The following is a 21,817-nucleotide window of genomic DNA, read 5'->3' on the forward strand; positions in this document are numbered from 1 at the left end:
GAGCGAACCGTTCTTTTTCTTCCTAAGTTTTCATATTGTTAATGTTGAGAATAATGAGGGGGTGTATGATGAAGCAACAAGTTCATAATACGATCCATTACTTGATTGAACACCTTCGAACCAACCAGTCCAATGATGGCTCTTGGAGATTTTGTTTCGAAGGTGGTCCTTTAACTGATGCCTATATGATTATTCTGTTAAGAACATTAGAAGAAAAGGATGAGTGGCTCATTCAACAATTGGTTAAACGACTTCTAGCCATTCAACAACCAAACGGAGCTTGGAAATTGTTCCATGATGAAAAAGACGGTAATCTTTCTGCAACTGTAGAGGCGTATTACGCACTGCTCTTTTCAAATTATGTGGAACCAGATTCTACTCCAATAAAAAAAGCCAAATATTTTATTATAAGCCATGGTGGTCTTACAAAGACAAATAGCTTAACGAAATCCCTTCTTGCGGTAACTGGACAGCTTCCGTGGCCAAAGCATTTACAAATACCGATTGAAGGAATTCTTCTACCACGCACTTCTCCCATACATTTTTACGAATTTGTAGGCTATACTCGTGTTCACCTTACACCTGTTCTCATCACGTCCAATCTTAATTTTAAATATAAAATCAACCAAACTCCTGATCTTTCCGATTTAATCAATACTCGAATGCCCATTGACATTAAATTCAATTCAGGTGAAAGCAAGTTTTTGCTAAGTATATTGTTAAAAGAGCTTGGCCCCCTTTTACTAAAGCCAATGGAAAGCCGCCAGTTAGCTTTAAAAAAAGCAGAGCGCTTTATGCTAGAACGCATAGAACCTGATGGCTTACTTTTTAATTACTTTGGGGCGACATTTTTTATGATTTTTGCCTTACTTAGTCTCGGCTATAAAAAAGATCATAAGATAATACAAAACGCATTGAGCGGCCTACGAAATCAACTTTGCCTTACGAATGATTTGTACCATATTGAATACTGTACATCTACGGTTTGGGATACAGCTTTACTTAGCCATGCCTTACAACGAGCAGGTGTTCCCGCAGACGATCCAATCATTCGAATGGCAGATCAATATTTATTTTCGCGTCAACATAAGCTATTTTCAGATTGGTCCCTAAGAAATCCCAATACCTTGCCAGGTGGCTGGGGATTCTCAGACTTTAATACCCTTGAGCCCGATGTCGATGACACAACCGCTTCACTCCGCTCGATTAAAGCAACTGTTTTTGAGCAGCTTCCTCTATACAATAGCTGGAACCGTGGCTTAAACTGGGTGCTGTCGATGCAAAATGATGATGGTGGCTGGTCTGCATTTGAAAAAAATTTAGAAAATCAGCTTATTAAACAACTGCCTTTTAAAGATGCTAATCGCGTCTTGTTAGATCCTTCTACAGCCGATTTAACAGGGAGGACGCTTGAATTTCTTGGCAATGAGGTAAATTTACGGTTACCTCACCCTACAATTGAAAAAGCAACGAAATGGTTAGAAGACCATCAAGAGGAAAATGGCTCATGGTATGGGCGCTGGGGGATTTGTTATATCTATGGTACATGGGCTGCAATTACAGGACTTATTGCTAGTGGAATGGATCCGGCATCCACACCTATTCGAAAGGGAGTCTCCTGGCTGCTTTCGGTCCAAAACGATGACGGCGGTTGGGGCGAGTCGTGTTATAGCGATATTAAAAAACACTACGTACCACTAGGAGCAAGTACCCCATCTCAAACAGCATGGGCATTAGATGCTTTAATAGCCGTTCATGATCAGCCGACTACTGAAATCGACAAAGGAATGGCACGATTAATGGAGTTAATCACCACCAATCCAACCTGGGCGAGTCATTATCCAACAGGCGGTGGAATACCTGAAGTTTTTTACATCCACTATCACAGTTATCAGCATATTTGGCCGCTTCTTACACTAAGTCAGTATTTACGTTCGTATCATCATGACTAACATTAAAATCATACTCACAAGTCTTATAATCTACTAAGATCCGATTACTCTTCCACAACAGTAGTCGGATTTTTTTGCTCGTCAAAAAGCCTCCCCTAACTTAATAGAGGAAGCCATAGTCATATCATTAGTAGCAAAATCGCTTAAGATCACCATTATTTACCGAGTAACTCACGAGTCTTCTCTAAAATCTCTTCATCTTTCAAGCGGAACTTAAATTCAACGCGACGGGATGCTTGATTACTATAGTTGCCATCTTCATCGGTACGTCCTTCTGTATACGATCTGCCGTTGACCGTTAGTTTCTCCTTTAAGTGTTCTTGTATGTTTTTATATGGAAAGTCACTACTAAGAATATATTCCGCTACACTGAACGCTCTTTGCTGAGATAACTCTAAGTTGTATAAATAGCTACCTACTTTATCAGCATGACCTTCGATGATGATTTCCGAGATATAATCCTCATAGCCACCTTCTAAAAGCACATCCAAATAAGCTGGTACAAACTCATCTAAAAATTGAAAAGCTTCTGGCTTTAAAACAGCTGCATCAAACTCAAACAAAATATCCGTATTAAAGATTAACGCGCCTGTTTTCTCATCAATTTCAATATTTAATGTAGAGTCGCTAAATTCTTCGTTTAGATCCTGAATGAGGTTGACACGAACACCCATAATTTGATCAATCGTTCGTTTCATCTCTTGAATTTGAAACGATTTGATAACCATCATTACGATAAAAATGAGGATAAAACAGAGTAAAATCGCCGTTAGCAAGTCAATAAATGACGGCCAGAAATGACCTTCCTCCTGTTCACCTTTAAATAATTTTTTATACTTATTAATCATTTGAAGCTACCCTTACTCGTTGTTCATTTTGCCTCATCGCATCTTGTTGAAGCAATTGAAGCTGACGATTTAACATCTGGAATTCCTGGCCTAACTCATTCATTGTTTGCTGCATGTGTCGTGCACTTCTATGTTGATTTTCCTCTGTTATCTCTCCGATTTGCTTAAATTCTTTTTTTATCGCATCATTCATATCAACTACATAATCGCCAATGCTGCGACTAACTTTATCTAATTTATCACCAAGGGTCCCCTCTAAATTCGTTACATAGCGGTTCATCGTATCTTTTAAAGCTGTAACGCTTGATTCGATCTGGTTTTCTCTCTGATTAAATGAGTCAGCCATTTGCGTGATCGTACGGTTAATTTCATTTAGTAATTCATGATTTTGCCTTCCTGTTTGCTCATAAGAACGCGAAGCATCGCTCAAATATTTTTCGAAGGCTTGTGTATTGGAAGATTGAGCTTTTAGTTGATTCATAAATTCATAATTATACTGCTTTAATTCATCAAAACGATACGATAAAAGGTTTCGATAATCGGCTTGTGTTTTGTTGACGGATTCTAGTGCATCAGGTATTCGCAGAACTGCATTTCCGAGCTTGTTAAAGTCATTTCTTAGTTCATTCAAATACGTACTAATTCCCGTTAGTTTTGAACTCACATCGTCACCAAATATCCGTTCAAACTGTTGATTGTTATCCTTCATTATTTTTACGAGATTTTCACTTTGTGCGTTCATTCGATCAAAGGCACCATGAATGGCTTCCTGACGTGCGGCAACAGAAGAGAAATAACTCTTTAGGTCAACTACTGAGTTTTGGAATTCGTTCATCGTTTCCATTTGCGAAGTAGCTAGTTCATCAATTTTCTTATACGTTTCTGTAAATACACTCGTCATTCGTTCATTTCTTTGATCCATTTTATAAAAATACGAGAATAATTGATCAAAGTTTTTATTAAGCTTTGTTACCCCTTTATCAAATCCTGTTGTTAGTTCTCTCATACTATTAAAAATTACGACGAAGTCCTTTAAGTTTTGTGTTAAGCCTTCATTAAACTTCGCTAAATCCTTTGCAGATTGCTGCAAACCAATCGTGTATTCCTGGAAACCTTGAAAGGATTGTACAATGTTTTGTAACGATTCATGATTTGATTCGCGCAGCTGAACGATCGAAGAATTAATTGTCTCTGATACATCGATCAGACGTGACATCGGATCTTGTTCTTTCTCTTCTAAATATGATTCTGTTTTTAACATAATATCCGTAACGATATATTCGGTATTAGCGATGCGTGTCACTACGGTCATAATTAGCGATAACCCCATACCGACAATACTCGTGTAGAACGCAACATCAATACCTGCTAGGACGAGCGCAACATTTTCTACTAACTGATCACCTGTCGCATCAATACTTCCCAGGGACATCGCTAGACCGATAAAGGTTCCGAGTACACCTACTAGAATAAAAACCGATACAGTCATTTGGATCATTTTAATCAGGCTTAATACAGGCACATTAAACATTCGCCAACTAGAAAACTTTTTTTGAATAAACGTTTCGACCTTCATTGAATCCTGTTGGTTTTTTTCTTGAAATTCCTCTTGAAACTTATTTAACGGGGCAATATCAATAGAATTCGTTTCATTAATGTGATTTCGAATTCTCCTTAATCGACTATACAACATAAAATGAATAAATATTGCCACGATAAAAGTAACAAACAACACCGTAAAGATTAATTCAATTAACGGATTAGAAACAATAGATTGGGCTTGTTGTTCACTTGTAAAAAATCGTAAAATCGCTTCAACCATCAATCATCCCCCTATTCTCAAAACTCAGCTGGCGTGTTGTGCTAAATGGCGAAAGGCTTCGTTGCACTCAACTCCAATCTAAATTAGTAAGTATGCAACTACTTGTCTTTGTTAATAGCTATTCATCAATTGGACAAATCATGCATCTAAGCCTAGGGAGATTTTTGGGATTTTAATTGCATCATTAAATGAACTCTTATTTCTATTTTTATAACAAATTTTAAGAATTTCTCTTTTTTAAGCATCGTCACAACATCACATTGTAATTATCTCTTTTGGAAATACTATACAAAGACTTTCCAAAGGAGTACCTCACTATGACACTCGACGCATTTATTATCGGTTTTGCCTTTATTATGATTCACTTACTTGCCAATGAGGTTATACCCTCTGACCGTATTAAACGTTTGAAATGGTTTTCGTTTTCGGGAGGGTTAGCTGTATCTTATGTTTTTGTATACGTCCTTCCGACCTTACATAAGGAACAAATCGTGGTAAAAAAGTACGGAGATTATTTCACAATGGAATCAGAGCTATACTTCATCGGGCTCATCGGTTTGTTAATTTTTTATGGAATACAAAAGGTAGTTCGGAAAGCACAGCTTCAGGACAAAACACATAAAGCAAGGACTCTGTTCTGGTTCCAGATAGTATTCTTTGGAATTTATAATATGTTAGTTGCTTATACGATCATTTCTCACAATGTACTAGGTATTCAAGCCGTCTTTTATGGCATAGCGGTAGGGCTTCACTTTGTCGCTGTTGCGCATGATTTATGGAGAGAGTATGCAGATATTTATAATCATGTCGGAAGATACGTGCTAGCTATTGGAATTTTAGCAGGTTGGCTCTTGGGGGTGAAAGTGGAGTTATCTCCACTCATCGATTCAATTATTTTTGCGTTTATTTCGGGGGCAATGATTTTAAATGTTTTAAAATATGAATTACCACCTGATGATGAAGCCCATTACCTGACGTTTACAATCGGTGTCATATCCTACACAACCGTTACAATGTCGTTGAAATTTTTCTTTCAATGGTAAAGTCCAGTCCATACGAAAGCGCATAGAGAAATTGTCTCTATACCCTGTTTGCTTTTCTAGGTCTTCATCTCATAAATTTTCTCTATTTCGTGTGGCTCAAGGTGTGAAAAATCTTCATCTAAATCAATTAATAACGAGTGATCGCCATCATTACCTTCTGTAATACTAATATAGACAAAAGATATACCGATAACTACAATAGCAGTTGCAACGAAAGTAATGAATGGTCTTTTTATTAAAAACCCAGTATCTACTTCCTTTCCAAAAAATATTCACTCCTATAATAATAACTGTTTTCCATTATTTTTAACTAATAGACGAAATTTTAAGAAAGTTTACAAACTATTACAAATTTACTAAGCTCCTAGTAATATACCTTATCATATGTATACTAATGTCTATTTTCTCGTAATTCCCAAACTAGTTCTTCACTTTCTAGTATTTCCAAGTAATTTGTATCGTTAAGGATTGTGTAGGTATCGTTACGTCTTGTAATTTGTGAATTATCCCTAATATGCATTTGATCATCATATAAAGAGATCCTAACTGATCGAATAGTTGGGGAAGCGTATTCAGCAGCTCCCATAATGATAATACTGTACATCTCTTTTCCCGAAATACGAGTCTCTTTTAGTTTCACTCCAGAAAACCCGTCTAACAAATCTTTTATTTCATACTTATCTGCTAACGTTAAGGTTGCGCGATCTTTATACCGCAGAACGTGGACTCTATCGACCTCGTTTAAATTTATATTTTCTAAAACTACTTCATCAAATGAAGTATATTTCATTTGGTCGATGATAACTAAAGTACTAGCAAATAAACATTTTTCTCAATAAAGACAGCCCCTTTTTTAACCTTGTATTAAATCATAACATAGCATTGTTTCAGAATTCTCGGTTATGTGAAGATATTTCCAAAACGTAATAGGGTGACTTTAAATAGACAACAAAGAGGACCTGATGCGATACGATAAGGTCCTCTAATCTAAATTTCGCACATTTTAATTCAGTTTACTTTTTACATTTTACTTTTGTGTATTAATAATGATACGTGCATATAGTTAGTTATAATTTTTCAAGCTGCTTATATCACCATGTTTCAAATCTACACGCATTGGAATGAAGAGATACGTCTTAGATCGATGCCGAAGTATACCCAGTTCCATCCAGTCCAACGCCATCCTGCTACCGATGTTCGTCCGACAAACGTTGGAAAATACCAGAAGCGTTCTCTATTCGTTAACCATACAAATGTGTAGCGGAATAAACAACCACGAATCGCGCCTGGATCTACTGCAAATGCTGCAATTTCGGGTTCTGCTGGTGTAAATGCTGGTGGTGGTCCTGATGGCGGCCCTGCTTGACCTGGTCCCGCTGGCGGTCCTGGTGGTGGTCCAAAAGGCGGTACCCCTGGAGGTCCTGGTGGTCTTCCTGGAGGTCCAAACAACCCAGTAACCCCTCCTACAAAAGGTCCCCAAACTTGAAACTGTCTTTGCATATCGTAATCTCCAGCCATATTATACTGTTGCATATACTGCCCATAATTTGGATCTACAGCATAACTATAATCATATGGATACAATGTAAAGCCTCCCTCATCATAGGTGTTTATCATCTAGGTCAATATCATCCTATGCAGGCAAAAGCACAAAACATCTTGTACATCTATAAATGGGCGTTAGTCAAGTTCTACCTTTAGAATTTTCCCTGTATATACATCTACTTCAACCTCATATTTAAAACCTAGTGGTGTAATGATTTCAATCTCATAAACTAAAAAGCCGTTTTCAATTTCTAATTCGACCTCTACTACTTGACCAGGTACTTTATTTAGTGCGATTTGTATTGCTTCTATTACTGTTATTCTGCCGTGCCCCATGGTTTGATAATATGGTGGATAATAACTCCAATTATACGAATTGCTAAACATTTAGCTCACCTAACTCATTCTTTAAAATTGTAATTCAATTTTATTTTATGCGTATACCTATCATCGGTACTAAACCGTAGATAAAATAGGCATTGCTTGGGTACTGAACCATAAATGTGATGGATAGGCTCCATCTCTCGTTATTCTCAATAAAATATAATGTTTCCTTAGGATCATCTGATCATCATTAAACTGAGATTTATATTGAGGAAGGAGGGGAAAAATGTCATCATTCACTCCAGAAAAGTTGTCCGTGAAATTCATCCCGCCTGCGAATTCAATAAAACCAATTGAAGGCAGAAGATATACACTCACTCATTCTGACATTACAGGTGAACTATTTTTAGATATTGGTTTTGTTTACAATTACGAAGCGATTGACCCTGAAATGCGTGATGAGGTGTTGGCACAATGGGAACATGATAGACGTGGGCATTTTAAATTAATAGGTCAAGCGTATGTAGACGGAGGGGAATTTAGCAAGGAGGTTTCTAGATTTAGGTTCGATATTTTTAACAAAGAAATGCTTACTGCTCTAAAAGGGATGGTATATGGAGATCAGCGTTTTTTTGTTTATTATCCGAGTTTACTTAATGCCCCCATTTATATTTTTTACGAATCTAGTTATCCAGAATTTAACCGAGTCCTATATTTTGGCACACCTAGGCAAATTTTAAATCGTATTTACAATAGATATTAATAACAGGACAAAAAGTTAATAAACTAAATATTGAACTAAAAGGCATTCCCTTAGTGTTAAGGCCCAATAGATAAAATAACAACTTTTAAGAAAAGGACATTAAAAAGGTACGCTGTCCATATCACTCGTATCAACGTACCTTTTTTCTTATTTCGTATTTAAGAGGACAAGTGGGTATAAGCACCACTTATTTTTATTAATATACATCACGTTGGTAACGTTTTTCCTTCTGCATTGTGTTTAAATATTCCACAGCTGAATCACGGGTCATTTTGCCTTCTTTTTCAATAATGTCAATTAGCATGTTGTGCACGTCTTTTGCCATATATTGTTTATCTCCACAAACGTAGAAGTATGCTCCGTTTTCGAGCCATTCAAACAATTCTTTACTATGTTCTTGCATCTTATGTTGTACATACACTTTCTCATCTGAATCACGAGAGAATGCTGCATCTAGTTTCGTTAGTACCCCGTCTTTTTGATACTGCTCTAGCTCATCTTTATAAAGAAAATCAGTTGCTGAATGCTGGTCTCCGAAGAATAACCATGATCTGCCTGATCCTTTTTTTACTGAAAGCTCTTCGATAAATGAACGGAATGGCGCGATTCCTGTTCCAGGACCAATCATGATAACATCTGTATCATTAGTCTCTGGAAGGTTGAAATGTTTATTTACTTGAATAAATACTGGAAGTGTATCACCTTCATGAAGACGTTCTGCACATTGAACAGAGCATACACCCTTTCGTTCACGTCCATGAGCTGTGTAGCGCACAGCACCAATCGTTAAGTGTACTTGACCAGGATGAGCTGCAAAACTACTTGCAATTGAATAAAGGCGCGGTGGCATCTTTCTTAAAAGTGACACGATCTCTTGTGCAGTTGCATTCCACGGACCAAAATCACGTAACAAATCAAGTAAGTCACGACCTTCTATATATGCTTTCATTTGCGTTACGTTTTCAGGAAGTACAAGATTACGTAACTCTTCGTTTTCAGTCAATTCTGCTGCTTGTTGTAACACTTTTTTTGTTAATAATGTAATTTCAAAGTGACTCGTTAAAGCATCCTTAAGTGGTAATGTGTCACCTTGTTTATTGATGACTACAGGTTTTTCACCATCTTCTTTTAATTCTTCTAGCAGTTCAGCAACTAACTCTGGATCGTTTTCAGGAAGGATCCCAAGGCAATCTCCTGGCACATAAGAAAGTCCAGAACCTTCTAATGACAATTCAATATGGCGTGTTTCCTTACTTGATCCTGGCCCATTTAAATTTTTATTTTCGAGTACTTTTGCTTGAAATGGATTAGTTCTTGAATACACGTTTGCTACTCCCTTTTTCTCTTTCTTTTCTTCTGTATATTGCACAATACTCACCCCACAATATTGATAAAACGTTTACACTCCATTATTATATAGTATTTAGTTATATACTTAAATTTAATTGTATCATTTTTAGTAAATACCTGTGGTAGTAAAATAAAAATATATTTGTACATCAAAGGTTTTCCTGTTTTCTTCCTTATTATTATTAAATGATGGGTAGCCTCGATTGTGACTACAAAACGAATTTTTTGGAAGAACGTTCTACACTGAAGATAACATAGAATGGAAAATAACGGTGTGTTTTTTATCACATTACCATTTAAAGAACACGAAAATGATGTATTTTCTCTTTAACACAGTACAAACTATTTGTAACTACATTCTGACATTCATTAAATATAGACATTAAAAAATTAAAAGACCTTGTATTGCAAGCTAATATTCCTACAGAACCTCTTCTCTTAATTTATTTCTTTACCTCTAGTTTCCCTCTCTTGTGGAACGTATTTTCTAGTTATTACTGTGTTTTTCACTACCTCAACTAGAAATTTAATTTAATAAAAGTGATTGCGTCTAGCCTTTCTTTGTTTAAAATAGATGTAGGTACTTTAATTAAGTTATTTGATACAAAACAAGATATTGGGAAATGAAAGGAAAGAAAAGCAATGATAAAAAAGTCAGATATCCACGAAAGGTTAGCTTCATTGATCGGACAAGAATTAACGAACGAAAACCTTCATAATGCATTATTCTGTGATGAAAAACATCAAAAAATACGACGTCGTGTTAGTAATGGTACACACACGTACATAACATACAAAATTAGAAACAATAGTAATCAGCCTGTGGTAGACCTATCGATTTCAGGTACACCGAACACGTATAGATTAGCTCTTGAAGAAAAGGACGGCAAGCTAATTATCCAGTCTGAACCGAGAATTAATTTTTCAGTTTTGTGATCCTTTTAATTTAGGATGGTTTGCATAAAAGAAGTATTTCACATACGGATAATTACAACCACAGCCCAAAAAAGACACCTACAGTTAGGAAGTTGTAGGTGTCTTTGATTTTAGATATTCTTTATTGATTAACCCTATTATTTCTTTCCATCAACATTTCCTTAATCTCTTGAATGTCCTGTTTTAGTTCCTGGTTCTCTTTATACAAGCGTTCCATCTGCTCTTCTCGCTTCGCATCATCGTCCTGACCTAAGTAACTTAAGATTACAGCAACTACAAGATTCAGGATAACTAATGCTCCAATGATGATAAATGATACAAAATAAACCCAAGCCCATGGGACTTCATTTATAATCGGTCTTGCTACCTGACTCGCCCATGATTCAAATGTAACAACCTGCATTAAAGTAAATAGTGCCGTGTGGAAGCTCCCGAAAAATTCATATGGAAGAACATCACTAAAGAACGTTGTCCCTATAATCGCATAAATTGAAAATAATAAGATCGATAAGCCCAAAATTCCCGTTAGTGCTGGGATGGATTTCATTAGCGAATCAATGATTTTTCTTAATGCTGGAATAGCTGGGATCATTCGTATCAAACGTAATACTCGAATTAGCCTCAATACACTTACAAATGGCGTTGAGTAAAAAACTAAACTGGCGACAACTATACTAAAATCAAAAATATTCCACCTATCCAAAAAGTACCCTCTAAAGCCAAGACCAATGAGTTTAATAATTAACTCAATAACAAAAATCCAAACAATGATTTTATCTATTGCTATTAATAAACTATTACCTGTTAAATAGGTTTCGGTAACAATAATAAGTCCATTTAATAGGATTATTCCAATAACAATCGGTTGAAAATATTTATGCTCGACTAATTGTCTAAAGGTTTCTCTCAAAGAACGATTATGACGATTTACTTCTTCGTTGTTTTTTAATTCCATCTTTATCAACCACGATTCCTTTCTATCCATTTTCTGCTCCAACTCTATTATTATACCAGTTTTTAACCATAGAAATATAGTAAACTAAACACTTCATAGTTGCTTTGTGGTGACAACTTTATGAACTTGATATTTAGCAATGTCTATTGTACTAAAAAAAGCTCAATAACGGATATCCGTCCTTGAGCATTTCGTTCTATTAGTAATTCTCCGCGCGATTTTTTTTCCATGAATACATTAACAACCCAAGTATTAAAAGCGACTGCCCTGTAAATACAGTTGCATCCCAGAAAACAGGATCATTAATCGGCTCAAGGAAGCCTGGCAATACTCTTATATATGCATGAATGGTTTGTGGAATAAAATAAAAGATAAATAAACAACACGTTAATAGGATACCAGTTATATAAAAAATAGAATAAAACTTAATTACTTTGTCTTCACCTTCAAAGGCTTCTGTTGTAGAAGAACCTTTGATAAACGGTAGCCATTTGCGTAAACGTTCTCTTCCATTTTCCATTACATTATAACAGCCAGTAAAATTCTCAAAGAAATAATATAAATCAGTCTTCATATAGAAGCAACATTGATAAATCGTTCGAATGAACACATCAAGTACAACTAGTCCTAGTATCCCTAATACTATTCCATGACCCACATCGAAAAAGAGCTGCAAACTTAATGCAATAAAAAGCAATAACTGATCAAAACACATACCACCAAAGTACAGAATATTTCTTTGTTTCGATGACAGCTTCCACGCTGGTGTTAAATCAGTTTCGAATACGACTAGGAATAATCGGTGCCCCACCCCTAACTTTGCAGGTAGGTTATAGGATCGAACCGCTAAAATATGTCCAAATTCATGGATTAAAACAAGGACTAATGATACACCCATATATAATAATAAGCTAGGCATAACGGTCTCAAAAATAAATACATCCTTATAGCTAGGAAAGAGCTGTGGATTTAAAATGAAAAATAATAGATTAAGAGTAAATAAGACTGCATATATCTTATTCGTAAATTTATTAAAAAAGAAGCGACCTACAAACGTAGGGATCCACGTGAAACCCTTCTCTATGTAACGGTTCTCCTGAATTTCAATCGTTTCCCCGTCCACTTCTTTAACTAGATTTAATTCGAGAAGCTGCGCCACAAAATCGACCATATCAATCGTTTCATTTGGGTATTGTGTTTTTAACTGTACCTCAATTTGTTCAAGGGAAACACCTTGATTAATCAATTCAATGGCATCAATACAAACTTGCGGCATTTCAAAAAAATCTCCAGAAGACACATCTTCTACAATATAATGTTTTTGATCTTTACGGATATATAATGGTTGTAATGTTAGTTGAGTTTGCAATGTTAGATTCATATATATACCATTCCTTTGGAGAAATTAAATAAGGATGCTCGAGTTTTCCAGCATCCTTTGCCTAAATGATTATGGGCGTCCAAAGTAAGTGCACCACCAGCAAGTTAATTTGATCTTTTTTAGTTTGCGAATTTTCATATAGACTCACCTCCTTAGTTAGTACTTTCTATGCTTTAGTTGTTGTTTTCTCTTTCGGAAACTTTTTTATGGTAGACACACCAAGAAGGGTAAACTTTTTTAAATAATTCTATTAGCTGTGGATCAAATTGAGTGCCTGAACCTTCAATAATTCGGTTATATGCTTCAGTTATTGGTAGTGCAGAACGATAAGATCTAGACGAAGTCATCGCATCAAAGGCATCAGCAACTGCTGTAATTCTGGCAAGTAACGGAACTTCTTCACCCTTAAGTTGTTCTGGGTAACCTTTTCCATCCCACCGTTCATGATGGGACCTGATCACCTCTAGATGTTGTGCTACACCTTCTACATGTTTAACTGCTTCAGCACCGACTGCTGGATGTGTCTTAATAATTTCAAATTCTTCATTTGTAAGTCTACCAGGTTTCATTAAGATCGAATCGGGTATATGAATTTTACCGATATCATGAAGTAAACATACGTTATAGAAAGAATTAAGCTCGTCCTCTTTAAACTTTCCTGTTTCCTTCGCTAAAGTTATCGCATAATCTGCAACTCGCTCACTATGCCCCTTAGTATAGGGGTCCTTAAGTTCTAGTGTTGAAATAATTCCTTTTACAATTCCTTCTAGCTGTTTGTCATAAGAATTTTTAACAGCTGTTATATAACTAAAGAAGCGATTTAGAAGAATAAAAGCAATAAATGCTAGAACTGTTACTATAAGAATTGGTTGGAAAACAGCAAGGTCTTGAATTATTACTCCTACAATACCAAGTCTTAATATAGTACCGAGTGAAACTAAGACAAAGTAGCGTTTGTTAACAAATATAGGCGAAAATAATACAATCATTAACTCAACAATATTCCCGCTACTATATGAAAAGGTACTTCCCCAATAAATCATAATGTCATTAATGATCGTTAAAAAAGAAAAGGTTAAGAAATAGATATATTTAATTTTTTCAGGTTTATTGTTTTTTATTAAGTAATAAGCAATTGGTAAGAGGGCAACCAAAATAATGTGAAACCAATAACTTAAACCAACTGTTGGTAATCCTGGTTCTGCTTTAATAAAGAAATGATAAAAAATATCATATGAAAATAATATTATATAAAACAGCAATAAAAACCATTTAATCGTTTGCTGCTCTTCATTTAATCTAATTTGATTTTGCATTTTTAGCTCCTAACTGTATTTATAATAATTCGACAAAAATATGCAAATTCCTACCAAATTATTCATAATTCGAGCGTTCTTTCATTCTAATAGTACAACACTTAGTAGCTTTATACTAAGACATTTATACCTATTTTTATATGGTTATAAAGTCTTAGAAAGAAGAATATAATAAAATCAACGGTGACTTTAGTTTTATACTTATTCCTTTTTTATACAATCCTCTTATAACTTTACTACGATAAAGAGCTACTACTGTTTATTGCCTCTATTACATTAATAGAAATGTAATAAGCCTACTCAATTCACTATAGTATAAAATGGGCATATCGTTATATAGCTATTATGAACTTTATCTAAACTTTTTGTTTAAACTAATTTATTAATCATTTTCTGTTTATTTTAACAATGAATGCTCGTTTGCCTACCTCCTTGCTTCATATCTTTCATTTTGCAATAGATCCTGAAAGGAAAAAAAATAGACTTGCAATTTTATGCTAAGTCTACATGAGGTTTTTTATTTGATTTAGTTGAATTCGAGCTTCCCCAGCTCTAACCTATTAGCTTTATTTAACAATGTATCCCCTATAATATCGTGGTCTTGCCATCTTGCATTGCATAAATTAAAGAATTGACAAACCCTATTATACTAAGTATACATTCAATTACATTTTCTTCCACGGGTATAAATCCTTATATTCGACAATATAATTCTTAGTCTGCAAGTCCTGATTTTTATCTCCTCCAGTATCTATACTGTAGTCTAATGTAATCGAAATTTTATCTTGCCAAGTTTAAAAGATAAATCTGATCGTTTTTATTTTTTTTGTAACTAATATTTCGTAGAAACATATTTTATATGGAGCATACCAAATAATGATTTTGTATGTATTATCCCATATGAAATAGGTGAGTTAACATGTATAATATTCATTTTTATGAAAAGAGAAACCTTTTATTAAGTCAGCTTCTTACAAGTGTACCTTCTGTAGATGGTGCCGTAAAAATTAAAGGCCGTAAAGGAAAAGTCATGAGTGTGAATAGCATTTCAGAGAATATATATCATGTGGAAATCACCTTAGAAAATAAAAATAAAAAAGCTGCAGAACAGTCAAACAAGAAAAAAAGATAAGATCATAAGTCCAAGATCGAAACCATACCCAAAGTAAAAATTACTTTGGTATCTATTCTTTTACGCAACTATACTTTTACCACAAAAAAAACGGGATATATCTGCCATACTTCGAATAGATACGCCTATAATTTTTTCTTGATCAAGTAAATCATTAAATCATTTGAAGCATACTATTTATTTGCTCCTTTTTTTGGTTAAGTGTGGCTCTTCTCCTACTATAAAGTAGCTATAATTGATGGTAGTGAATAAGACTAACCAGATCATCAATGGGACCGATCAAAAGAGGATAACTTCACCAAGCAAAATAAAAACGTCGCTGCTTATCATCGGGTTTCGTGTGTATTGATACGGTCCACTAACGACGAGCTTTTTTTGCTGATCCCACAGTGCCAACGTCCTTTTCCCTTGGTAGCAAACTGAATAACAGTTAACACGACAAGTGTTAAGCCAGTAAGAACAATCATAATCCCTATGAATAATACCAACACTCAAAATTTATTATGTAAATTTATCTCTGTTATGGTTCTCTCTCACCTTCAAATCGCATATTCTTTATTTTGGAAAGATATTTTAGATATGCAGATTACACCACCTATGTTCTTTGTAACTTAATCCGTTCTATATAGTTTATTACTATTGAGGGGGATGCAGATGGTAAACTTTCAATTTTTTCAAGGTACCGTCACTTCAATTCAAGATTTTATGGTTGGAGAAAATGGTGAGGATGCAGGTTGTTTTAAATTTATGACATTAGAAGATGGAACGGGAACTATCGTTAATTTTATCGTTTCACCTACAACTTATTTTGTGAACCAAGCAGTTGTCATGGTTGGAGACCAAGTGACCGGATATTATGATGGGGACGCGCCTGTGCCGCTCATTTATCCACCTCAATACAGGGCACTTGTGATGGTAAAACAAAGTCCTTATCAATTTGTTAAAGTAGCTTTTTTCGACTCACAACTAGTAAGCAGTGATGGTCAATTAGCGTTAAATCTTTCTCCTTATACTGAAATCGTCTTAACCAACGCTCAACCGTTCACTAGAAGCCCAGCCAATAGAAATCTCATTGTGACCTATGGTCCTACCACAAAAAGCATTCCCGCCCAAACCGTACCATATAAAATTATTGTTTGGTGTTAGGACAGGGTCTGTCCCCCACTAACTCTCTATTGAGGAATTGAACAAAAAATGAGATAAGACACAAACTAGGGTAACCACTTATTTTGTGGCTACCCTACAAATGTGACTAATAATAGCAATTTATGTAGTTGGTAAGGTCACAATAAACGTCGTACCTTCACCAACCTTACTTTTAACTTGCATTGAACCTTTATGGTGTTCGATAATTTTGAAACTGGTTAATAATCCTAGACCAGTACCTTTTTCTTTTGTTGAATAAAAAGGTTCCCCAATTTTGTGTAACCTATCAGCTGGGATACCAGGACCATTATCGGCAACCATAATTATCAATTTATCTTCAGAAAGACTCACTTCTATCGTAATAACACCCGAATCCATTACTTCAATCGCATTTTTAATTAAATTAATTAATACTTGCTTTATTTTTGACTTATCACAATTAAACCATAAATTCTCACTAAAAATGAAAGTTTCAATTTGGATGCTCTTCATAATGGCTTGTGTTTCAAGGAGCAATACAACTTCCTTTATAATTTGATTTATTTCATTTTTTTCATTTGTATTTGTTTGTGGCTTAGCTAAAATGAGCAACTCACCAGATATATCTTGAATTCGACTCAGTTCATCATCAATTATTTTCAACCCATCTTTTATGACCATCTGATGTTACATTTACATCAAAAGCTTCAAGTATCAACGATAAACGAAAAATTAGTGGGTACATTAATTACTATTTTTTTATCTAAGTATAACACTAGTTTACTATTTGATTGCACTGAATTGTAGTATTTCTACCAAAGAGCAAAGTTATTGTAGTTGACTTATTACCTGTATAACTTTTTTTGAAAAAAGGAAAAACAATGTTTTGTGCTTAATTTAATGTATATAGATTGTTTACAATCTATGGTTTAATTTGTAATGTCAATGACAGGAGAGATAATATGATACAATTTTGGGGTCTGTCCCCCACTACGTTAACGCATTAAATCGACGGGGGACAGACCCCTTTTTTGGTAGTCACATGGCAATCGCAATCATATTGTAATAACGCAAAACGAGCAGAACGCTGATGGCTAAGAATAAAACAGATGTATGATAGAGTCGTTTCATAAACGTCCCTGATCTCGACAACCAAGCAAATATTATTGTAATTCCTTGAGTGAGGACTAAAACAATCGTAATTACTGGGATATAGAGTGCAAATTGAACAGCGAGGGGCAGTTCTAAAAACACAGCGGCGATTCCGTTCATTTGCACAAGGCCCATGACTAATACGACTAAAAAGAGCAAGAAACTCATACAAATCATACTGTTTAACTTACCAGCTTCCATATACCAACTTTGTCTTTTCTCTATCGATACACTTTGTTTATTCCTTTTCACTACTTTCTTAATCATCTTAATGATTAAAATCAGGCCAGTAACGACTGATAACATAACAAATAGCCCCAGAAGAATGACATGCAACAATGCATTTTGATACCAGCTGCCTTTTTCATACACAAAGCTGTCGGAAAAAAACAAGTGAGTGATATTTCCTTTTCCATCCTCTTCAAAAGCAAGATACTGCTCTGTCTCTTGATCCATAAATATAAGTGGTTCAACTTGGATAAATGTACGCTCCTGACCGTAATTCTGAACAAACAATGAATGGTCTGTTGCCTTGCTCACTTTGATAGGAGGAGCCATTGCTAGTGTGATTTTCGAAACATCTTCACGGCTGTATCGATTCGTATAATAGCTGCCCTCGTATCTTTTTAAATCTTCTTGTACAGGTTGATCGGACATTTCCATCGCTGCAGCTGATTGGCTCATTGGATAAAAGTGATTGATAAATAGAAACGGAAATTTATAGGATGCTAATGCTCCTGCAAAACCATTGTTAGAAGTAAAAATTCCAAGATTTCTTTCTTTATCAATGATCAACATACTATTCGTTCCGCCTGTATTACCGCCATGTTCTAAAAATCGATGGGAATTTTGCAATCTCTCAAAAAAACCATAGCCAAATCCTTGCACGTTCGGATTTTGTGAAAATTGGCGTTCATGCATAAGTGAAGCCGTTTTTTCACTTAGGATCGTCGTATCATACCATGTTCCTTCATTTAAATGAAGCAGCATAAATTTTGCCATATCATCAGCTGTTGCTATAGCCGAACCTGCAGAAGGGTATTGGAAATCATATAGTGGCTCTTCTTGAAAAGTGTCACCCATCGGAAAATATTCACGAGCTAATTGGTCATGCACAGCCTCGTCCATCGTCACATATGTGTCGTTCATACCGAGCGGTTTTAAAATATAATCTTCAATATATTGTTCATACGATAATCCCGATACTTCCTCAATAACTAAACCTAATATTCCCATACCATAATTACTATATTGAATGTACTCGCCTGGTTCGCGTATCACCATAGGTTGGTTTTCTTTTAAATAATCTCGTAAAGGTTGTCGATCACTATAATGTTCAACAGCCATGCCAATAATTTTCTCATCAAATCCTGGTGTATGTGTCAATAGATGCTTCACTCGGATCGGTTGAAAATGTCTTGTATCAATTTGAAAATGTGTCAAGTATTCATTAACATCCGCTTCTAAATCAATCAAGCCCTGTTCTACTAGCTGCATAATTGCCGTTGCGGTAAACAGCTTCGTTACTGATCCAATTCTAAATAGCGTCTCATCTGGATCCACCTGGAGGTCGTTGTTAAGATTCGCATATCCAAATCCTTGTTTATAAAGGATCTCGTTATCTTTCACAACAATGATGACTGCTCCTGGAATCTGGAACTCTTCTATACTTTCATTAAAATAATCCTCGACAAAAGCCTGCACATTTTCTTTAGTAATCGGAGTACTTTCAACTGCCTTCGTCGTTGTGTTAGGTTGTAGCGGTAGGATTAGTAGCAAAAAACAAAACATAATTACAATCGGCTTCTTCAATTTAACCCCTCCCTAATTGAGTAATCTACTGTAACTTCCTATATATCCCAAAAAATGTTACTTTTATCATATACTCTTTATTTAGCTAGGTATAGCATTTTTTGTGTAGTTACGTTTTATATATCATGTAAAAGCTCTAATTTTTAATAAATCTTGAAGCAAACTTTTCAATTGCTTCTTCACTAAAATTAGCTGCAACTGTTTTGTTTCCCTCAACTTTTTGTACAATTTTTACAATCAATTTTTCAAACATATTCATTTTTGCAAAATGAAGCTCACCACCAAAAAGGCCACTAGCAACTGCATGGCTCCGTAATTGTTGGGGATACGCCATTTCAAACTGTTGCATCGCCTTGTCCCCTTCGTACATACAACAAATATACAACCCTAATTTCTTGGAAAGTAACTCTTGTTGATAAGTATGAATAAATTTTTTCATTTTCTCTTGAACATTACCAGCGTAAATAGAGCTGCCTAAAATTACAGTGTCATAACCGGCTAGGTTAATAGGCTTTTCTTCCTTTACATTAATAAGGTTCACTTCACTTGGTAGTTGGTTTTCTAAAAGGTGCGCAGCTTTTTCTGTTGTCCCTTTCAAGGTGCCATAAATAATTGCTGTTTTCATCGTTTTCTCCATTCTAAAGTTCCTTTCTCTGTTTACTTTTATTAAAATTAGTTTCTAAAACGCGATCTTCTATTTGCTTTATAAAATCCTGTAATGGTGTCTCCAATTGTACCTATGAAATAAAAGAATAAAATGATGAAACTAATATGGTTCCAAATGAAACTTATGACTAAAATTATATCTCCACTTGCATTGAAGAGGCCCAACTGAGTAAGCTCACTTAAAAAGTTTGGGTTCCAAAATGATGGTGAAGTTATCACAATTGTTACAATAACGAAAGAAAAAATATTGATTAATGCACTGAATATTGCCAGCTGATTTGTCCATTTTCCAATAGTCAGTTTTAATATTTCCTTTATAACACCGAGTCCTATTAAGACAAGTAATAACGGTAAATAATTTGGAAGGTCATCTAGGTTAAGCACTGGGATAAATGAAACAACATCAGTACCAATGACAGGTACTCCTATTAGATGACTCCCAAATAAAAGTAGGATAGTAAATAAAATTGAAAAAATAACGCTTGCAATTGGTTCACCTTTTTTAACCCTATTTTTCGGTACGTTAGATTTCGTAACGCCATGCTTTTTCTTTGAAGCATCAAAACTCTTCTTAACCTCTGAACCGACTCCTTTGAATTTGGTTTCCAAAAGAAAAAAAATGATTGTAACTAAAGCAAAGGCCTGCAATCCTCCACTAATTAGGGAACTAATATAATTGAAAAAATGCCCGATTATTGAAAAAGGCTCAATTAAAGTTTGAATGAAAAAAATGACGGTTAACACACTAAAAAGAACCAGTAACACAACTTTTAATACAAATGCGTATGAGCTAAAAATATCAGGGCTAATTAAGTATTTATTTGATTTTTTATACTTCTTTGCTAACAAAGTTGGGGGGCCTAATTGTTTAAGGAACTCTTCGATAGACTCCTCTAGTTGATTTTCATCCTGGCTTCTTTGTCTTAATTTACCTTCAATTAGCTCCTCTAGTTCTACCCGAACACTTTCCCTTTGAGAATGTGGTAACCTTTCTAAAACTTCATTTATGTACCTATCGACAGTTTCCATTGCCTTCCTCCTAACTTACTATTCCTTACATTTGAAACAAAGTAAGTTGCATGTTCGTAATGTAAATAATCTCCACCTTCAAAAGATCCTGTCTCAATCTGTGTTCCTATTTTTTTATAAACATCTTCTTTTATTGTGCCTAACTCTAAATCAACACCTATTAACTTACCTTTTAAGCCGCTTTCAATCCATTCTAGATAAATAGAGTTAGTGACCTCTTGTCCTATTACCTTTACCGTTTCATCTGCCAGTTCTTTTTGCGGCTGTTCCTCATAAATGAAAACAGGAGTACTTCCAGATGCCATTGCCTCTTCGGTCATTTTACTTTGACCACATGCGGCCAAAAAACTAAAACATAGAATAATTGCCAATAAAAATAACGATACTTCCTCATCCTTTGCATTTCTTATACTCCTATCTTCATTAAAGGTATTGAAAAAATATAGTAAAAAGGCCCCTGGTTTTCTACTTTTTTCTAATCATACTGATAACAATTGTGACCGAGTGTGATTTTTATCACACCTAATAGAGAATACACAAATAAGTCATATAATTTGTCATAATTTGATAATATTTATCTTTTCTGAAGTTTGAATTTGTTAGAAAGGTGTAATTTTTTTTATGAAGGATGAAGTGGGTTATAGTGGTACGTTAAAAGTCTATTGA

The 21,817-nt window shown here is 35.0% G+C and carries 20 protein-coding genes; 6 read left to right on the forward strand and 14 right to left on the reverse strand.

What is annotated here, in order from left to right; translation table 11 throughout:
* Positions 1 to 68 precede the first annotated feature (68 nt).
* The gene (gene shc, locus GKP30_RS12330) at positions 69 to 1,952 is read left to right on the forward strand and encodes a squalene--hopene cyclase (protein ID WP_216829750.1); all 1,884 of its coding nucleotides are present in this window, start codon (positions 69 to 71) and stop codon (positions 1,950 to 1,952) included.
* A 155-nt stretch (positions 1,953 to 2,107) separates the two neighbouring features.
* Here shc and GKP30_RS12335 read toward each other — a convergent pair whose 3' ends face one another.
* Entirely contained in the window at positions 2,108 to 2,800 is a 693-nt protein-coding gene (locus GKP30_RS12335; RefSeq protein WP_216829751.1) for an OmpA family protein, read from the reverse strand.
* Positions 2,793 to 4,622, reverse strand: coding sequence for a MotA/TolQ/ExbB proton channel family protein (locus tag GKP30_RS12340; protein WP_216829752.1), 1,830 nt, complete (start codon positions 4,620 to 4,622; stop codon positions 2,793 to 2,795). Before GKP30_RS12340 ends, GKP30_RS12335 begins: the two co-directional genes overlap by 8 nt.
* A gap of 317 nt (positions 4,623 to 4,939) precedes the next feature.
* Here GKP30_RS12340 and GKP30_RS12345 point away from each other — a divergent pair, with 317 nt between their 5' ends.
* Positions 4,940 to 5,665, forward strand: a complete 726-nt coding sequence (locus GKP30_RS12345; protein ID WP_216829753.1) for a hypothetical protein — start codon at positions 4,940 to 4,942, stop codon at positions 5,663 to 5,665.
* Positions 5,666 to 6,056: 391 nt separating this feature from the next.
* On the opposite strand, the gene GKP30_RS12350 is transcribed toward GKP30_RS12345, so the two are convergent.
* The 3 genes from GKP30_RS12350 to GKP30_RS12360 form a co-directional block, all read right to left on the reverse strand.
* On the reverse strand, positions 6,057 to 6,455 hold the full coding sequence (locus tag GKP30_RS12350; protein ID WP_216829754.1) for a hypothetical protein: 399 nt from the start codon (positions 6,453 to 6,455) through the stop codon (positions 6,057 to 6,059).
* A gap of 317 nt (positions 6,456 to 6,772) precedes the next feature.
* Complete coding sequence (locus GKP30_RS12355) at positions 6,773 to 7,198, reverse strand: hypothetical protein (RefSeq protein ID WP_407928611.1); 426 nt, start codon at positions 7,196 to 7,198, stop codon at positions 6,773 to 6,775.
* A 147-nt stretch (positions 7,199 to 7,345) separates the two neighbouring features.
* Complete coding sequence (locus GKP30_RS12360) at positions 7,346 to 7,597, reverse strand: PepSY domain-containing protein (RefSeq protein ID WP_236035062.1); 252 nt, start codon at positions 7,595 to 7,597, stop codon at positions 7,346 to 7,348.
* Between the two features lie 223 nt (positions 7,598 to 7,820).
* Here GKP30_RS12360 and GKP30_RS12365 point away from each other — a divergent pair, with 223 nt between their 5' ends.
* A complete protein-coding gene (locus GKP30_RS12365; RefSeq protein ID WP_216829756.1) occupies positions 7,821 to 8,297 on the forward strand; it encodes a staygreen family protein in 477 nt (158 codons plus the stop codon).
* A gap of 196 nt (positions 8,298 to 8,493) precedes the next feature.
* Here the strand turns inward: GKP30_RS12365 and GKP30_RS12370 are convergent, their stop codons facing one another.
* Positions 8,494 to 9,666 carry a sulfite reductase subunit alpha gene (locus GKP30_RS12370; protein ID WP_216829757.1) on the reverse strand — a complete coding sequence of 391 codons (1,173 nt, stop codon included), beginning with the start codon at positions 9,664 to 9,666 and terminating at the stop codon, positions 8,494 to 8,496.
* A gap of 623 nt (positions 9,667 to 10,289) precedes the next feature.
* Here GKP30_RS12370 and GKP30_RS12375 point away from each other — a divergent pair.
* Positions 10,290 to 10,583, forward strand: coding sequence for a hypothetical protein (locus tag GKP30_RS12375; RefSeq protein WP_216829758.1), 294 nt, complete (start codon positions 10,290 to 10,292; stop codon positions 10,581 to 10,583).
* 121 nt (positions 10,584 to 10,704) lie between these two features.
* Here GKP30_RS12375 and GKP30_RS12380 read toward each other — a convergent pair whose 3' ends face one another.
* From GKP30_RS12380 to GKP30_RS12390, 3 genes are all read right to left on the reverse strand, one after another.
* A complete protein-coding gene (locus tag GKP30_RS12380) occupies positions 10,705 to 11,568 on the reverse strand; it encodes an ion transporter (RefSeq protein WP_236035064.1) in 864 nt (287 codons plus the stop codon).
* A gap of 169 nt (positions 11,569 to 11,737) precedes the next feature.
* Positions 11,738 to 12,919, reverse strand: coding sequence for a peptidase (locus tag GKP30_RS12385; RefSeq protein WP_216829759.1), 1,182 nt, complete (start codon positions 12,917 to 12,919; stop codon positions 11,738 to 11,740).
* A 173-nt stretch (positions 12,920 to 13,092) separates the two neighbouring features.
* Complete coding sequence (locus tag GKP30_RS12390) at positions 13,093 to 14,235, reverse strand: HD-GYP domain-containing protein (RefSeq protein WP_216829760.1); 1,143 nt, start codon at positions 14,233 to 14,235, stop codon at positions 13,093 to 13,095.
* 919 nt (positions 14,236 to 15,154) lie between these two features.
* On the opposite strand from GKP30_RS12390, the gene GKP30_RS12395 reads away from it, so the two are divergent.
* On the forward strand, positions 15,155 to 15,367 hold the full coding sequence (locus GKP30_RS12395; RefSeq protein ID WP_216829761.1) for a hypothetical protein: 213 nt from the start codon (positions 15,155 to 15,157) through the stop codon (positions 15,365 to 15,367).
* Positions 15,368 to 16,021: 654 nt separating this feature from the next.
* Entirely contained in the window at positions 16,022 to 16,513 is a 492-nt protein-coding gene (locus GKP30_RS12405) for a hypothetical protein (RefSeq protein ID WP_216829763.1), read from the forward strand.
* Between the two features lie 120 nt (positions 16,514 to 16,633).
* On the opposite strand, the gene GKP30_RS12410 is transcribed toward GKP30_RS12405, so the two are convergent.
* From GKP30_RS12410 to GKP30_RS12430, 5 genes are all read right to left on the reverse strand, one after another.
* Entirely contained in the window at positions 16,634 to 17,173 is a 540-nt protein-coding gene (locus tag GKP30_RS12410; protein ID WP_216829764.1) for a sensor histidine kinase, read from the reverse strand.
* A gap of 357 nt (positions 17,174 to 17,530) precedes the next feature.
* Entirely contained in the window at positions 17,531 to 19,456 is a 1,926-nt protein-coding gene (locus GKP30_RS12415; RefSeq protein ID WP_216829765.1) for a serine hydrolase domain-containing protein, read from the reverse strand.
* Between the two features lie 136 nt (positions 19,457 to 19,592).
* Positions 19,593 to 20,081, reverse strand: a complete 489-nt coding sequence (locus GKP30_RS12420) for a flavodoxin domain-containing protein (RefSeq protein ID WP_216829766.1) — start codon at positions 20,079 to 20,081, stop codon at positions 19,593 to 19,595.
* Positions 20,082 to 20,128: 47 nt separating this feature from the next.
* A complete protein-coding gene (locus tag GKP30_RS12425; RefSeq protein WP_216829767.1) occupies positions 20,129 to 21,151 on the reverse strand; it encodes a hypothetical protein in 1,023 nt (340 codons plus the stop codon).
* A complete protein-coding gene (locus tag GKP30_RS12430; protein ID WP_216829768.1) occupies positions 21,127 to 21,471 on the reverse strand; it encodes a YjgB family protein in 345 nt (114 codons plus the stop codon). The genes GKP30_RS12425 and GKP30_RS12430 overlap by 25 nt, the downstream gene beginning before the upstream one ends.
* Positions 21,472 to 21,817 lie beyond the last annotated feature (346 nt).

Source organism: Alkalihalobacterium elongatum, from assembly GCF_019024285.1.
Lineage (GTDB): Bacteria > Bacillota > Bacilli > Bacillales > Bacillaceae_F > Alkalihalobacterium > Alkalihalobacterium elongatum.

Coding starts and splice junctions, on each gene's coding strand:
- shc (WP_216829750.1), top strand. CDS start 69: ATGAAGCAACAAGTTCATAATACGATCCATTACTTGATTGAACACCTT.
- GKP30_RS12335 (WP_216829751.1), bottom strand. CDS start 2,800: ATGATTAATAAGTATAAAAAATTATTTAAAGGTGAACAGGAGGAAGGT.
- GKP30_RS12340 (WP_216829752.1), bottom strand. CDS start 4,622: ATGGTTGAAGCGATTTTACGATTTTTTACAAGTGAACAACAAGCCCAA.
- GKP30_RS12345 (WP_216829753.1), top strand. CDS start 4,940: ATGACACTCGACGCATTTATTATCGGTTTTGCCTTTATTATGATTCAC.
- GKP30_RS12350 (WP_216829754.1), bottom strand. CDS start 6,455: ATGAAATATACTTCATTTGATGAAGTAGTTTTAGAAAATATAAATTTA.
- GKP30_RS12355 (WP_407928611.1), bottom strand. CDS start 7,198: ATGCAACAGTATAATATGGCTGGAGATTACGATATGCAAAGACAGTTT.
- GKP30_RS12360 (WP_236035062.1), bottom strand. CDS start 7,597: ATGTTTAGCAATTCGTATAATTGGAGTTATTATCCACCATATTATCAA.
- GKP30_RS12365 (WP_216829756.1), top strand. CDS start 7,821: ATGTCATCATTCACTCCAGAAAAGTTGTCCGTGAAATTCATCCCGCCT.
- GKP30_RS12375 (WP_216829758.1), top strand. CDS start 10,290: ATGATAAAAAAGTCAGATATCCACGAAAGGTTAGCTTCATTGATCGGA.
- GKP30_RS12380 (WP_236035064.1), bottom strand. CDS start 11,568: ATGGATAGAAAGGAATCGTGGTTGATAAAGATGGAATTAAAAAACAAC.
- GKP30_RS12385 (WP_216829759.1), bottom strand. CDS start 12,919: ATGAATCTAACATTGCAAACTCAACTAACATTACAACCATTATATATC.
- GKP30_RS12390 (WP_216829760.1), bottom strand. CDS start 14,235: ATGCAAAATCAAATTAGATTAAATGAAGAGCAGCAAACGATTAAATGG.
- GKP30_RS12395 (WP_216829761.1), top strand. CDS start 15,155: ATGTATAATATTCATTTTTATGAAAAGAGAAACCTTTTATTAAGTCAG.
- GKP30_RS12405 (WP_216829763.1), top strand. CDS start 16,022: ATGGTAAACTTTCAATTTTTTCAAGGTACCGTCACTTCAATTCAAGAT.
- GKP30_RS12410 (WP_216829764.1), bottom strand. CDS start 17,173: ATGGTCATAAAAGATGGGTTGAAAATAATTGATGATGAACTGAGTCGA.
- GKP30_RS12420 (WP_216829766.1), bottom strand. CDS start 20,081: ATGAAAACAGCAATTATTTATGGCACCTTGAAAGGGACAACAGAAAAA.
- GKP30_RS12425 (WP_216829767.1), bottom strand. CDS start 21,151: ATGGAAACTGTCGATAGGTACATAAATGAAGTTTTAGAAAGGTTACCA.
- GKP30_RS12430 (WP_216829768.1), bottom strand. CDS start 21,471: ATGACCGAAGAGGCAATGGCATCTGGAAGTACTCCTGTTTTCATTTAT.